Source organism: Peribacillus sp. GL_122, assembly GCF_057835005.1.
In genome coordinates this window covers 4972104-4987273 of record NZ_CM174415.1, presented here as the reverse complement: position 1 = coordinate 4987273, position 15170 = coordinate 4972104, and the positions used below count along the sequence as shown (strand labels likewise).

13 protein-coding genes are annotated in these 15170 nt (G+C 39.0%); 11 read left to right on the top strand and 2 right to left on the bottom strand.

Features of this window, described 5'->3' with window-relative positions; genetic code table 11:
• Nucleotides 1–62: 62 nt before the first annotated feature.
• From AC3ISB_RS24150 to AC3ISB_RS24105, 10 genes are all read left to right on the top strand, one after another.
• A complete protein-coding gene (locus AC3ISB_RS24150; RefSeq protein WP_098373044.1) occupies nucleotides 63–788 on the top strand; it encodes an ABC transporter ATP-binding protein in 726 nt (241 codons plus the stop codon).
• Nucleotides 785–1801 carry an ABC transporter permease gene (locus AC3ISB_RS24145; RefSeq protein WP_489274716.1) on the top strand — a complete coding sequence of 339 codons (1017 nt, stop codon included), beginning with the start codon at nucleotides 785–787 and terminating at the stop codon, nucleotides 1799–1801. The genes AC3ISB_RS24150 and AC3ISB_RS24145 overlap by 4 nt, the downstream gene beginning before the upstream one ends.
• A gap of 231 nt (nucleotides 1802–2032) precedes the next feature.
• A complete protein-coding gene (locus AC3ISB_RS24140) occupies nucleotides 2033–2641 on the top strand; it encodes a VanZ family protein (RefSeq protein WP_489274714.1) in 609 nt (202 codons plus the stop codon).
• A gap of 39 nt (nucleotides 2642–2680) precedes the next feature.
• Entirely contained in the window at nucleotides 2681–4147 is a 1467-nt protein-coding gene (locus AC3ISB_RS24135) for an aminoacyl-histidine dipeptidase (protein ID WP_489274712.1), read from the top strand.
• Between the two features lie 582 nt (nucleotides 4148–4729).
• A complete protein-coding gene (locus AC3ISB_RS24130; RefSeq protein ID WP_489274710.1) occupies nucleotides 4730–8473 on the top strand; it encodes a glycoside hydrolase family 3 N-terminal domain-containing protein in 3744 nt (1247 codons plus the stop codon).
• A 196-nt stretch (nucleotides 8474–8669) separates the two neighbouring features.
• Entirely contained in the window at nucleotides 8670–9029 is a 360-nt protein-coding gene (locus AC3ISB_RS24125) for a PTS lactose/cellobiose transporter subunit IIA (protein ID WP_141992540.1), read from the top strand.
• Nucleotides 9022–9333 (top strand): PTS sugar transporter subunit IIB, encoded by a 312-nt coding sequence (locus tag AC3ISB_RS24120; protein WP_098373050.1) that lies wholly within the window; start codon nucleotides 9022–9024, stop codon nucleotides 9331–9333. The genes AC3ISB_RS24125 and AC3ISB_RS24120 overlap by 8 nt, the downstream gene beginning before the upstream one ends.
• 13 nt (nucleotides 9334–9346) lie before the next feature.
• Entirely contained in the window at nucleotides 9347–10756 is a 1410-nt protein-coding gene (locus AC3ISB_RS24115; RefSeq protein ID WP_489274707.1) for a glycoside hydrolase family 1 protein, read from the top strand.
• 100 nt (nucleotides 10757–10856) lie between these two features.
• A complete protein-coding gene (locus AC3ISB_RS24110) occupies nucleotides 10857–12170 on the top strand; it encodes a PTS sugar transporter subunit IIC (protein ID WP_489274706.1) in 1314 nt (437 codons plus the stop codon).
• 131 nt (nucleotides 12171–12301) lie between these two features.
• Nucleotides 12302–13006, top strand: a complete 705-nt coding sequence (locus AC3ISB_RS24105) for a GntR family transcriptional regulator (RefSeq protein WP_141992543.1) — start codon at nucleotides 12302–12304, stop codon at nucleotides 13004–13006.
• Between the two features lie 83 nt (nucleotides 13007–13089).
• Here AC3ISB_RS24105 and AC3ISB_RS24100 read toward each other — a convergent pair whose 3' ends face one another.
• Nucleotides 13090–13638 carry an SMI1/KNR4 family protein gene (locus tag AC3ISB_RS24100; protein WP_489274703.1) on the bottom strand — a complete coding sequence of 183 codons (549 nt, stop codon included), beginning with the start codon at nucleotides 13636–13638 and terminating at the stop codon, nucleotides 13090–13092.
• Nucleotides 13639–13891: 253 nt separating this feature from the next.
• Between AC3ISB_RS24100 and AC3ISB_RS24095 the strand changes: the two genes are divergently transcribed.
• On the top strand, nucleotides 13892–14413 hold the full coding sequence (locus tag AC3ISB_RS24095) for a hypothetical protein (protein ID WP_141992545.1): 522 nt from the start codon (nucleotides 13892–13894) through the stop codon (nucleotides 14411–14413).
• A gap of 37 nt (nucleotides 14414–14450) precedes the next feature.
• Here the strand turns inward: AC3ISB_RS24095 and AC3ISB_RS24090 are convergent, their stop codons facing one another.
• Nucleotides 14451–15038 carry a TetR/AcrR family transcriptional regulator gene (locus AC3ISB_RS24090; protein WP_489274701.1) on the bottom strand — a complete coding sequence of 196 codons (588 nt, stop codon included), beginning with the start codon at nucleotides 15036–15038 and terminating at the stop codon, nucleotides 14451–14453.
• Between the last annotated feature and the right edge of the window lie 132 nt (nucleotides 15039–15170).

The window sequence follows — 15170 nt, the reverse complement described above, 5'->3', positions numbered from 1 at the left end:
GCTGCCTTAGAATGATGATACACTCAACACCGTGTTAATTAAAGAGGGAGGATGTGTGTACATTGAAAAACGCGATTTCCATTGAAGGAATTGCCAAAGGTTTTCATCAGAAAAAGGTCATTCAGCCATTGAGCCTGAATATTGAAAAAAGCGGAATTTTTGGCTTGCTAGGTCCATCCGGATGCGGAAAGACGACCTTGATTAAAATGATTGTCGGATTGATTAAGCCCGATGCGGGTAAAGTCACGGTTCTGGATCATGAAGTGCCAAATGAAGCACTGTTAATGGATGTCGGCTATATGGCACAGTCCGATGCTTTATATACAGAACTGACGGGAGCTGAAAATCTCGAATTTTTTGCGAAGCTATACCGTTTTTCGAAAAAGGAACGAAGGGAACGCATTCAATATGCAGCTGAAATCGTACAGTTGACGAATGACTTGAATGTTCGGGTTGCGCATTATTCCGGGGGAATGAAACGCCGTCTGTCACTGGCGGTTGCACTCATCCAAAATCCGGCGATTCTCATTTTGGATGAACCGACAGTAGGAATAGACCCTTTGCTGAAACAATCAATTTGGCAGGAACTTGAGCGTTTAAGTAATGAAGATCATAAGACGATTATCATCACGACGCATGTAATGGATGAAGCGGAACGATGCGATAAACTGGCGATGCTGCGTGAAGGTGAAATCATCGCGGCAGGAACCCCGGCAGCTTTAAAAACGCAATTTGCCGCGGAAACGCTTGATGATGTTTTTTTAAGGATTGGAGGTGGCCAAAAATGAGAATTGCCTCTCTAGTTACTCGAATTACACAGCAGCTGCGCCGGGATCGAAGGACACTCGCTTTATTTTTCCTGGCTCCATTGCTCATTTTAACGCTCATGTATTTTATTTTCGATACAGAAGCAAGTGATTTGAAACTCGTTGTTACAGGCAGTGATGAAACCATGGTCAAAGCATTGAAACAAGCGGATTTTCAAGTAACGGCTGCTGAGGAATTTTCACAGGAAAAAATGATTGAAAATGATTCGGATGGCTGGCTGCATATTGAAAATGGCAAAATGAAACTGACACTATTGAACGACGAACCATCACGTGCAAAGGCCATTCAAATGCAAATGATGCAGGCTTTGCAAGGGAATGAAAAAAGCACTCCTTCAATTGAGAAGCAATATGTATATGGGGATGCCAGCACAAAAGGTTTTGATACTTTCAGTCCGATGCTCGTCAGCTTTTTCGTTTTCTTCTTTGTATTTTTAATAGCGGGGATTGCGCTTTTGAAAGAGCGTACAAGTGGTACATTGGAACGGCTGCTTGCCACCCCGATTAAAAGATACGAAATTGTAGCGGGCTATGTGATCGGATATGGCTTATTTGCTCTAGTTCAAACCATAATTGTCGTCTTATATGCTGTCAATGTATTGGATATCGTCCTTGTTGGCTCCATTTGGCTCGTTTTACTGACGAATATACTGGTCGCGCTCGTTGCATTATCGCTTGGTACATTACTATCGAGTTTCGCGACATCTGAATTCCAAATGGTACAATTCATTCCGCTGGTCATCGTGCCGCAAGTATTCTTTACAGGGATTTTCCCATTGGATGGCATGTCAGACTGGCTGCAAAAAATCGGCAAGATCATGCCTCTCTATTACGCCTCGGATGCCATGAACGGCATTATGTATAAAGGCTTCACGTTCAATGAGGTATTACTGGATCTCCTCATTCTCCTTGCATTTGCAGCCGTTTTTATCACCATCAATATTATTAGTTTGAAAAAGTACCGTGCACTATGAATTTATCATTAAACAAAAAAGCGGGATTCCCGGAACATGGGGAACCTGCTTTTTTGTTTTACCGGAAGAAGGCCGAATTATCCTTCCCATCGGTTGATTTATTCGAAAAGCGTCCCCTCGACGGACGGTTTTCTACTGACAGGTTAATGCAGTATGTTGACGGGTTCTTAAAGTTGTCCTAGGATATAAGCATATGCAATGATTTGGAAAGAAATAGAAGGGGGGAGTTATATGTCTCTAAAATCGGTCATGCTTTCCCTTTTGCTGTCGCAAGCATTGTTTTTGTGCGGTTTGCCTTTTTTCCTTCAGCTCCGATTATATTTGAATCCTTTAGTAATCATCGTTGTCTGGTTTTGTATACTTCTTTTCGTTTCGTTTACGGTTCTTTTTTTTCGAGGTGAAACGGTCCGAATTCCGCGCCTTTTGTGGCAGGCAGTATTGTTTGGCTACAGTTTATCATTATTGGTTTTACTGTTCTTTCGGCCAGAAGGGCAGGTATATTCGTATAATTTGATTCCTTTTTCTACGATTCTTTTATATTTATCGAACGAAATGAACGGGCTTGTGTCATTTTATAACCTTAGCGCCAATGTGGGGCTGTTCATTCCATTCGGGCTGTATTTGTTGTCCAGGGAAGGGAAAGAGCCCTCCGCTAAAAGGAAATTGCTTTATCCATTACTTTCGATTTCGAGCATCGAAATCTGTCAGTTTGTTTTTCGGCGCGGCAGTTTGGATGTCGATGACCTTATCCTGAATATGAGTGGTGTTTATCTGGGGTACTTTCTGTATCCATTGTTCACGAGAGTAGCAGTGTTCCGTTCTGGAAAAGTAAAAGGATGAGAGGCAGTACAAATATTTTAAATGAAAGGGTGTATTTCCATGTATAGCACTTTAGAAGAATTATCGAGCCATCCGGTGTTTCATTATTTTGCAGCCATTTCCAAAATCCCGAGAGGATCGGCTAATGAAAAAGCGATCAGTGACTATCTGGTTCACTTCGCTAAGGATAGGGACCTGGAGGTGATCCAGGATGAGGCGCTGAATGTTATCATCAAAAAGCCTGCCACAATTGGATATGAAAGTGCACCTACCGTCATTATCCAGGGGCATATGGATATGGTTTGCGAAAAGAACAAGGGTACGCTTCATGATTTTGAGAAAGATCCGCTTCAATTAAGGATTGTGGGAGACATGTTGTATGCGACGGATACAACATTGGGGGCGGATAATGGAATTGCTGTTGCGTATGCTTTGGCATTATTGGATGCAAATGATATTCCGCATCCTTCTCTTGAGATAGTCATAACGACTGAAGAAGAAACGACAATGAACGGTGCTCTTGCCGTGGATCCGGCTCACTTCAAGGGAAAAATGATGATCAATATCGATTCGGAGGAAGATGGAAAGCTGCTGGTCAGCTCTGCAGGAGGAATACGCGTTCGGCAGGTCCTGCCAATCGGATGGGAATTGGCTTCTATTGTTGATGCTGTATCTTATAACATCAGGATTAAAGGGTTGAAGGGCGGACACTCCGGTATGTCCATCCATAAGGAAAGAGGGAACTCCAATAAACTTTTGGGCAGAGTATTACATGGATTAACGACAGACTTCCCTTGCTACATACAGCAAATGAACGGGGGCCTGAAAGGGAATGCAATTCCTCGTGAAGCAGAGGCAACTGTACTGATTCATGCAGAAGATGTTCAGAAGATAACGGAGAGACTCCAGCAATGGGAAAATACTTATAAAAATGAACTGCAATCTTCTGACCCTGAAGTATCGATCAGGTTTGAAAAGATTGAAACCGTTTCTTCAACCGTTTTTTCCAAAGAGACGGTGACTAAAGCCATTTCCTCCTTACTGGTAATCCCGCATGGCGTTCAAGGAATGAGCATGGGAATAGAAGGATTAGTGGAAAGTTCGACGAATCTAGGTGTCGTTACAACAAATGAAGCGGAAATGATATTCGAAAGTGAAATCAGGAGTTCGGTCAAAAGCATCAAATATAATATGGTCACGCAAGCAAAGGCGATTGCCGACATGCTTGGGTGCGAGCTATTGGTTGACGCGGATTATCCGGAATGGCCCTATAATCCTGATTCGAAACTCAAGAAATTATTTGAAGAGACATACAAAGAAAAATATCATGAAGATATTGAAATCATCGCTGTGCATGCAGGGATCGAGTGTGGGGTATTCATAGATAAGTTACCAGGATTGGATACTGTTTCAATCGGACCGGATATGTTTTCCGTACATACACCTGAAGAACACTTAAGCATCCCTTCGACCATAAACAACTGGGAATACTTTGTTTACACATTAAAGAGAATGAAGGATTTATAAACAACTGCAAGTTTGGGGAACAGGTAAAATGATAATTGAATAGATTTTGAGACATCCTATCGTAAACGATTTGATGTCTCTTTTTTTTGTTGAAATAAGGAACAGCACGAGGATATGGAACATGTTCAATTCCATAAGCCTAGGAAAAAATATAATTGAAGTTATATTAATTTTAGAAAGAGTAAGAAAGAGCCATTAAAGAGAACCAGTCTATCAAAGGCAGATATTATCCTGTTTTGTTGACTTGATCTGCAAGTGAAAAAAGCGTTTACAATTTTATGTAAACGCTTTATAATTCATTTGTACCTATAAATTCATACCAATGAATTTAATGTATACTTATCAATCTGAATTAAAAATGCCAGAATTCCCTTTAATTAAGGATGGAAGTCATTAATGAAGAGTAGCTTTTGAATTCAGAACATTCTGTTTTTTATCCGATCATCATCTTCTGAATTTTAGATTAGCAGAAACATATTTCATATCTTTCTTTAAAGGGGGTGACATGCATCTTCATTTCGTTTTGAGATTTACCTGGATCAGAAGCAAAAAGTAATTTAAATCAAATAATGGAGGAGAAAAATGAGAAAAACCATTACGATAATAATTTTGTGTATTTTTACCTTTACTTTGTTCGTCGGGAATATATCAGGGACAGTCAAGGCGAAGCAAGCAGGGAAACCATTATATATGAACGAGAAGGCACCTGATGAAGAAAGAATCAAAGATTTGTTAAAACGAATGACAATCGATGAAAAGGTCGGTCAGATGATCCAGGCTGAGCGAGCCTCAGTAACCCCAAATGATGTAAAGGAATATAAATTAGGTTCGGTATTAAGCGGGGGAGGTTCTTTTCCGGATGGAAAGGAGGAAAACAGCACCCGTGAAAAGTGGTCAAACTTAGTGGATTCATATCAATCCGGAGCTGTTTCTACCCGATTGGGCATTCCACTATTATATGGAGCAGATGCTGTCCACGGTCATAATAACGTAAAAGGCGCTACCATTTTCCCGCATAATATTGGTTTAGGTGCCACTAGGAATACAGAATTAATAGAGAAAATTGGACATGCTGCCGCATCAGAAATCAAATCTACAGGCGTGAATTGGACGTTTGCCCCGACAATGGCCAATGTCCAAAACATCCGATGGGGAAGAACGTATGAAGGGTTTGGAGAAAACTCAAAACTCGTTGCCAACATGGGTGCAGCCTATATTGACGGGCTTCAAGGCAAAAACCTTAAGAAAACGGAAAATGTTTTAGCTACCGCTAAACATTTCATTGGTGAAGGATATACAAAAGGCGGAGTCAATCAAGGTGATGTAACTGAGTATACAGAAGAAGAGATACTTAAGAATGACAAGAAGATATATGAGGAGGCTATTGAATCAGGGGCCAGAACGGTGATGGCTTCTTTTCATAGTATTGAAGGGTTGAAAATGCATGCGAACAAACGGCTGCTTACCGATGTATTGAAGAAGGATATGGGCTTTACGGGATTTGTCATTTCTGATTGGTATGGGATACAGCAAATCACGAAGGATCAAAATGGGAATGCGGTTTCCGGGTTAAAGCAGCAGATTGAAGTGGCAGTGAATGCTGGGGTCGATATGTTGATGCAGCCTGAAAACTGGAAAGAGACACTTAGGCTTACAAAAGAACTGGTGAATGAAGGTGGAATTTCAGAAAAAAGGCTAGATGATGCCGTTACACGGATTCTTCGGGTCAAGTTTGAGTCTGGTGTTTTTGAAAAACCAATGACAAATCCAAAGTTGGCTAAGTCATTTGGGTCTGAAAAGAACAGGGAAATAGCGCGTCAATCCGTCAGTGAATCTCTAGTCCTATTAAAAAATGATAAAGTGAATGGTAAACCGATTCTTTCTCAATTAAAGAAAATGGACAAAATATTTGTGGCAGGCAGAAGCGCTGATGATATCGGAAAGCAGTCGGGTGGCTGGACGATATCATGGCAAGGGAAATCAGGTGATACGACTGAGGGTACGACTATTCTAGAAGGATTAAAAGAAGTTGGTGGAAAACAAAAGAAAATCACTTATAACAAACATGGAAGAGGAGCAAAAGGAAATGATGCTGCTATCGTTGTTGTAGGTGAAGAACCATATGCAGAAACTGATGGTGATGCCACTGATCTTCATTTAAATCGAATGGATCTATTAACATTGGAGAATGTCCGCAAGGCAGATCCGAATATTCCGATCGTTGTCGTATTAGTATCCGGCCGGCCGATGATCATTACGGATGAAATGAAAGATTGGTCAGGTTTGGTTGCAGCGTGGCTTCCTGGTACTGAGGGTGCAGGAGTTGCAGATGTCTTGCTCGGTGGTGAGGAATTTTCAGGTAAATTGCCAGTCAGTTGGCCTTTCTATTTGGAAGCCTATGAAAATAGGGAAAACAAAAAGGATCATTTTATGTTTAATTATGGATATGGTCTGACGAAGAAGCAGGCCACGCCAAAGCTGCCTGAAAAACCAGAGCTCCCTGAAAAGCCTGGCTTAAAAGTACCAGGGAAAATTGAAGCAGAGGATTTTGCCGCCCAATACGGATTGCAAACGGAAAATTCATCTGAAGAGTCATTAAATATGGGGTATGCGGATGCAAGAGATTGGTTGGAGTACGAAATAAATGTTGAACAGGATGGCCTTTATCAAGCCGATTTTCGTTATGCGGCCAATCTAAGTGGTCAAACCGGGATTAATATCGTTAGCGAAGAAAAGAAGCTGCTTGGTAAGTTACGAGTCGGATCCACTGGAGGATGGCAAAATTGGGACACATCTACGGTTGATGGCGTCATCTTGAAGAAGGGTAAACAAAAGATCAAATTTGAATATATCGAGGGATCATTGAACTTAAACTGGTTCGATTTTAAGCGGGTTGGCAATATTCCGGCAACACATCCTCCGACTGAGGATGTACCCGCAGAAGTTATTAAAGCAAAGGCAGTTGAATCATGGATCACGAATGAACGGGAACCAAGTGATGTTGCTTGGTACTTTGATTCTAGGTATCAACCAGATGATAAGAAGTTATCCAAGCAGGAAAAATTGGACATCACCAAACCGGATGCATCCAATCTTACCACCATAAACATTGATCCGACCAAACAATACCAAAGCATATTGGGAATCGGTTCTTCAATGGATGAGTCGACCGTTCATAATTTGACGAAAATGTCCCCTGATAAGAGACAGGAAGTTCTCGATAAATTGATAGATCCGGATAAAGGCATCGGAATGAGCCTTATTCGAACAACGATTGGCACATCTGACTTCACGGCACAGGAATTTTATACGTATGACGACATGCCGCCAGGGAAAACGGATGTCAATCTGAAGCATTTTTCAATCCAAAAGGATATTGATTATAAGATTATTGAAACGTTAAAACAAATTAAGGAAATCAATCCGGATGTTACATTCTTTGCCTCCCCATGGAGTCCTCCAGGCTGGATGAAAACGTCTGACAGCATGATCAAAGGACAGGTGAAAGACGAATACCTGCCAATCCTGGCAAAATATTATTTGAAATACTTTCAAGCCTATAAGAAACAGGGAATCGATATAAGTGCAATGACCTTGCAAAATGAACCGATGCTGGAGATTGAGTACCCGAGTACCAATATGCCTTACAGCCAGGCAGCGGAATTAGCGGCACTCCTAAGAAAAGAGCTCGATAACAACGGTTTCAAGCATGTAAAACTTTGGGGATTTGATCATAACCCAAGTGATACAGGAGCATACGCGGAACAATTGTTAAAAGATAAGGGAGCCTATGATGCTTTAGATGGTACGGCTTTCCACGATTACGGCGGATCCTTGTCTGAAATGACTAGATTACACAACTTATTCCCACAGAAAAACGTGTATTTAACGGAGCGTGCAGTTTGGGGAACGTATGGCGCGGATCGAATTGCGCAATACATGAGAAACTGGGCGAGGAGTTATAATTCCTGGGTGGTCATGCTGGATAGCGACATTCAAACGCATCAATGGGTGGGTCAGCCGGATCCTACACTATTGATTCAAGATTCAGCAGATAGGGATAATTACTGGTTGACTCCGGAATATTATTTAACTGGGCATTTCTCCAAGTTTGTTAAGCCAGGGTTCACTCGTGTTGAAAGTGATTATGGTTCTTCGGATACGGTTACAAATGTAACATTCTTAAGTCCTGACCAAAAGACACTTGTATCTATAGTTATCAATCAATCCTATGAACCTCAAAAATTCAAGTTCATTAGCGAGGGTGAACAAATCAAGGGTGAGCTGCCGGCCAAATCCGTGGCTACTTACCAATGGCAAAGATAATGAACACCAAGATTGAAGGAAGGGGCCAATCAAAAAGATTGGCTTCCTTTGTTGCTGAATAAAAACGCAAGAAATTATTTGAATAGATAGAATATAAGCGTTTACATTTCCGTGTGTACGTTTTATACTATATTCATACCAATGAATTTGTACCAATAAATATAAATCATTCTTATGAAATGGAGGGGTATTATAGATGCCTTATACTTCTGAAGAAGATGTACAGATGATCATATTTGGCTTGATTGCTGGAGCGGGAGATGCCAAATCCAACTTTTATCAAGCGATTTCCCTTGTGCGGGACCATAAATATGAAGAAGCAGAGGAATTGATACATCAAGGGGAAGCAGCCTTAATAGAAGCACATAAAGCCCAAACTAGATTAATAACAAATGAGGCAAATGGAAACAAAACGGATATTGGCATCTTAATGATTCATGCTCAGGATCATTTAATGAATGCCATTCTAGTGAAAGAACTATTAAACAATCTAATTTCGATGCAAAAAGATATAAATGCATTAAAAGAAAAATTGGAGGGAAATGAAAATGGTTAAAATCGGTTTGTTTTGTTCGGCAGGAATGTCAACAAGTATGTTAGTGACAAAAATGAAAAAAGAAGCTCAAGCAAATAGTTTGGAAGTAGAAATCAATGCATATCCAGAATCTGAATTGGAACAGATCGCAGATTCAATTGATGTGGCTCTATTAGGACCACAAGTTAAGTTCCTTCTGTCTAAAGCAAAAGCCGTTTGCGAACCGAAATCGGTTCCTGTCGAGGTGATAAATACAATGGACTACGGCATGATGAACGGCAAGAAGGTTTTAGAAACCGCATTGAATCTAGTGAAAAAGCAATAGTGGGAGGTACAACATGAAATTTCCAAAAGACTTTTTATTCGGAGCTGCATCTGCATCATATCAAGTGGAGGGTGCCTGGAATGAAGATGGAAAAGGGCTGAGTAATTGGGACGTCTTTTCAAAGATTCCAGGTAAAACATTCGAAAATACAAACGGTGATGTAGCGATTGATCATTACCATAGATATAAAGAAGATATAAAACTAATGGCAGAAATGGGATTGGAGTCTTATAGATTTTCAGTTTCCTGGGCGCGTATCATCCCGGACGGTGACGGTGAAATAAACGAAAAAGGAATCGAATTTTACAATAATGTCATAGACGAATGCTTGAAATATGGAATCGTCCCGTTCGTTACACTATACCATTGGGATTTACCACAGAATTTAGAAGCAGACGGGGGCTGGGTGAATAAAAGAACGATACGTGCATTCGCTAAATACGCCGAGGTTTGTTTCGAGGCTTTCGGTGACAGGGTTAAACATTGGATAACTTTTAATGAAACCGTTGTATTCTGCACATTAGGATATTTGAATGGAGCCCATCCACCAGGACTTGTAAACGATCAAAAAAAATACTTTCAAGCTACTCATAATGTATTCGTGGCTCATGCTGAAGCCGTTCAAATCTATAAAAACTTAAGGCAATTCGGCGAAATTGGCATAACACATGTTTTTAACCCCGCTTTTAGCATTGACGGCAAAGAAGAAAATATTTTTGCCTCGATGCATGCGAATCACTATCAAACATTTTGGTATTATGATCCGATTTTAAAAGGGGAATATCCAAGTTATGTAGTGGATGCCTTAAAGGAAAAAGGCCTGACACCTGATTGGACAGAAGCAGAGTTGACTTTGTTGAAGGATACGGCTGATTACAATGATTTCATGGGCTTGAATTATTATCAGCCAGCAAGGGTAGCCAAAATTAATGGAACGATTGAAAGCACGAAAATTGATCGTGATAAGGCGACCGGAAAACCTGGCAACCCATCATTCGACGGTGTATACAGAACGGTCATGATGGAGGATAAAGTATATACAAAATGGGGCTGGGAAATTTCTTCTGAGGGGTTCTTGGATGGCTTAAGGATGCTGAAGGAACGTTATGGCGATGTAAAACTTTATATCACTGAAAATGGTTTAGGCGACGAAGATCCGATCATAGAAGGTGAATTTGTCGATGTCCCAAGAATCAAGTATATTGAAGAGCATTTAACAGTGATTAAAAGTGCAATAAGTGAAGGAATTAACTTAAAAGGCTATTATGCTTGGTCAGTCATTGACTTATTAAGCTGGTTAAACGGCTATAAAAAACAATACGGTTTTATTTACGTGGATCATAAAAATAATTTGGAAAGGAAGAAGAAGTTATCGTTCCATTGGTATAAGCACATTATTGAAACAAGAGGAGAAGAGCTATAACGCTTTCAGTCATCATGAAAAAGACTGACCTAATCTATTTCCAGGATAAGGTCAGTCTTACTTAGTAAGGATTATTCACTATTGACTAGGAGGGGTAGTTATGTCGCGTATTGAAAAACTATTCGAGAAAATGATGCCTGCATTCATGAAATTTTCAAATGCAAAAGCAACCGTCGCACTTAAGGATGGTTTCGTACTTACGATGCCATTGACACTTATTGGCTCCATTTTCTTATTAATAGCAAACCTGCCGATCAAGAATTGGAATGAAATCATGGCTAATTTATTTGGTGCAGATTGGATGGTGCCATTGAATCAAGTTACAGGAGCCACTTTTGACATTCTTGCTCTCATAGCCGTTTTTGGAATCGCTTACTCCTATGTGAAAACAAGCAATATTGAAGCCGTTCCAGCAGGGATAATCGGTATCATTTCATTTTTGATTCTCAGCAATTCATTTGTTGAAAGTCCTTCTGGGGAAGTGGTTGGCGGAGTCATTCCTAAAGCCTGGACAGGCGGACAAGGGATGATAACATCCATATTGGTAGGGTTGGCTGTCGGTGCGATCTACACATGGTTCATCAAAAAAAATATCAGGATCAAAATGCCGGAAAGCGTGCCATCTGGTGTTTCAAATGCCTTCTCGGCATTAGTTCCTGGATTTGTGATCATGTTATTATCGATGTTCATTTTCCTCATTTGTGATAAGATTCAAGGCGTATCAATGACTGAAATCATTTATAAAGTATTACAGATCCCCATGCAAAATCTATCAGATACATTACCTGGAATCATCATTATCATGGCATTAATCTCCATTTTCTGGTGGTTTGGATTACACGGTCCGAATATCGTGATGGGAATCATGGCACCTATTTTAACTTCAAATGCCTTGGCGAATCAAGCTGTCATAGATGCCGGTAACACGTTGGCCGTAGGCGGAAATGCAAAAATCGTTACGGTTCAGCTAGTGGATATTTACGCGAAATTCGGTGGTGCGGGCATAACATTAGGTTTAATTGCAGCAGCGCTGCTTGTCGCTAAATCACAGCAAGTGAATCAGTTATCTAAAATGTCGCTGGTTCCAGGTATATTCAATATTAATGAACCAATCATTTTCGGGCTACCCATCATATTTAACCCTTTAATGATCGTTCCATTCGTTTTGGTACCTGTCATTGCCGTATTGATGACGTATTTTTCAATTATTTTAGGGTTTATCCATCCATTTACAGCGGTACAGGTCCCGTGGACAACCCCGCCAATCATTTCAGGCTTTTTATTATCGGGATGGCAAGGGGCAGTCGTCCAACTAGCTATATTGGGTATGGCTACCGTGGTATATTTCCCATTCGTTAAAATGCTTGATAAAGTAGCGCTGGAACAAGAAACCCCAATTGAAAAAGTTAGTTGATTTAAAAAGAAACAGAGGTTTCTTTACAATCGTTATGAAATAAACTATTGTAAAGAAAACCTCTCTTTTAGTCTAAACTATTGTTCGAAAACGTTCGAAATCATTATGTATAGAGGAAGGTATATGGAAATATGGGTGTAAAGTATAGAATGGTCGTAGAACAAATGGAGAAAGAAATATTAGATGGAAAATATACATTAAATACTAAGTTACCTACTGAAGAAGAGTTGATGAAGAAGTTCGATGTCAGCAGGAATACCATAAGAAAAGCAATCAATATATTGGTTGAACAGGGTTATATATATCAAGTTCAAGGAAGCGGCATATTCCTAAGGGAATTTTCCAGACCTGGCTGTATTTCGATGAAGGATATGAATGGTTTGACCAAAGAGTTTGCAAAGGATGAAATGACAAGTAAAGTATTGAAGTTGGAATTAATAGAAGCTGATGAAAAATTGGCCGAACAAATGAAATGTAATGTGAAAACCAAAATCTATAACCTCAAACGGGTTAGGTACTTAAATGGTGAACCCATTGTAATAGAAGAGTCCTTTTTCAATAAAGACATCATTCCCATTTTAAATAAAGAAATCGCAAATGGTTCCATTTATGAATATATAGTCGAAGATTTAAAGCTGAATATTGGTTTTGCAGATAAAATCATTTCGTGTGAGAAACTAAATGACGATGATGCAAAGCTTTTGGACTTGCAACCAGGAGATCCGACTTTAATTGTTGAAAATACGGTCTTTTTAAAAGCAGGAGTCGTTTTCGATTTTTCAATTGAGAAATATAATTATACTTCCGCCAAACTATTAACATTGACCACGAATTAAAATGGGCTTTCGGGATCTGAATGGAAGAGTCGAAACAAAAAAAGAGCGACTGCATTTCTTAGCAATCGCTCTTTTTATTTATTTTACCTGGTTCTATAGTAGTTTTCAGCTGTGTATATAGGCCAGCTCCAAAACGGTACACCTTGTGAAATAATGTAGCGGTCCAAGAAGATTTCAAAATTAAGATTCAGAGAGGATAGTTCTGTAAACTCCAATATATGAAGGTAATTTGGATCCTCGGCCTTTAGTTTTTCTTTATCTAATATTAGAAAACAATCTTCCAATAAATGTCCAATCGGAATCCCCTGTTCACCTATAATCTCAAGTTCTTGAGCCTCTTTTACTTCATTTAAACTAAATAAATGAAGACCGCCCCCTATGTTAACACCGTCGTCATCGATCAATTCATATATTCTTGCCCCATTATGGAGTGTTAAGAATGCCTTATAGTCTTCAGGAAGCTTGATATTGTTTTCACTTTCAAACATTTCAACTTCAGTTGTCTTTATTGGAGCATTAAAAGAACAAGAAACGTTACCAACCTCGCCTTCGTCTGATACTGTCTTCATTTGGTCTTTCTTATTCAACAATTCTTTTAGTCCCGACAATGTATTATGTATAAAATGACTCAATTCACTAATCCCTCCATAACGAATGATTATTACTAGTTCTAATCATAATATAACAATAATTACCAATTTTATCATTGAATTATTGATATGCATCGGAAATTTCATTTAACAGAAAAAAGAAATTTATAGCGGAATTCATGAAACGGAAAACTTTGTCCATCGTATATTACATATATATGGGAAAATAAGGTGGGGTTAAGCTTCAAGAAGATTATAGATGGGAAAACTGATTAAGGGGTGAGAAGGGGAATCTATGCAAAAAAGGGTGAAAAGAAAATTATTTCATTTATATACAGGCGAATTGATGGCAACTGTGATTTTTGCTGTACTGTGGGTTTCGTTTCTGATGCAACATGATTGGACCGATTCCTACTTAACCTCATTTTCATCTGTTTATGCGTTCGTCCTGCTGGAATTTATTTTGCTTCAAGGAAGTTTATATTGGTTTCTTAAATGGAAACGGGCAAAAGAAAACGATTACGCCCATTTACCTTATACGCAATTACGGATTTTTCTATTCTTTAAAAGGGTCAACCTATTCCTTATTGCCACAGGAATAGTAGTCTTTTTTTATCAATTAAAAGCAGTTGAATCAGGAATTTATTGGTATCTATTTCTTTATGTTTTTGCCATCATCGAGCATATTAATTACTACCACTTCAGGCTTTCCTATCAAAGTCCAGATGAAATGAAAGAACTCATTCGCCAAAGAGGATTAAGGAAATCCATTTTGGCAAAGGAATTGAATGAGCTTAAAAAAGATTTTACGGTGTGAATCGATTCACACCGTTTTTTAAGTCCGCGGTTATGGTTCATTTCTTATTTTCCCCAACTATCCCATAAAATAAAATCTTCATGATATCCTCAGTCAAAGGCAGGATGCTTTGATAAACCTCTTCCCGTTGGATATATTCATTCATCGCTTTTATATAAAATAAAATCGCTTCATTGGATAAATTTGGATCAACATATCCTTGTTCCTTCCCTTGGTTAAACAGATCAATAAAGCGTGGCAGAGCCTTTTCTGTATATATTTTTTCCATGTAATTGACTCCGGAAGTGTATTCCCTCATTAAATATTGATAAAAATCTTCATGAATTTGTTTCGCAGTTTCATTCTTAGTAAACATGATTTGCTTTATTTTCTCAGGGAAAGCCATGTTGCTATTAAGTATTTGTTCAAATTCATCCAAGGCCTTATTTGTATAATGAATAAAAACCTCATGAATCAAGTTATGTTTACTTTCGAAGTAATTATATATCGTTACTTGAGATACATTTGCTTTTTTGGCTATTTCTCCAATAGAAATCTTTTGGACACCATACTCCATGAATAAAGCTAAGGCAGCCTCTAGTATATTCAGTTTTTTTTGTTCCCTGCGGCGTTGAAACCCGTCCATTTATTTCACCTCAACTTTAGTTTAATTAAAAATATGTAATAGAACAATAAAATAAGTTCATAAACTATTGTCAGGAATTATTATTTTATATATTATGAACTAAATCAATTAAAATATTTCATAATTTCTTTC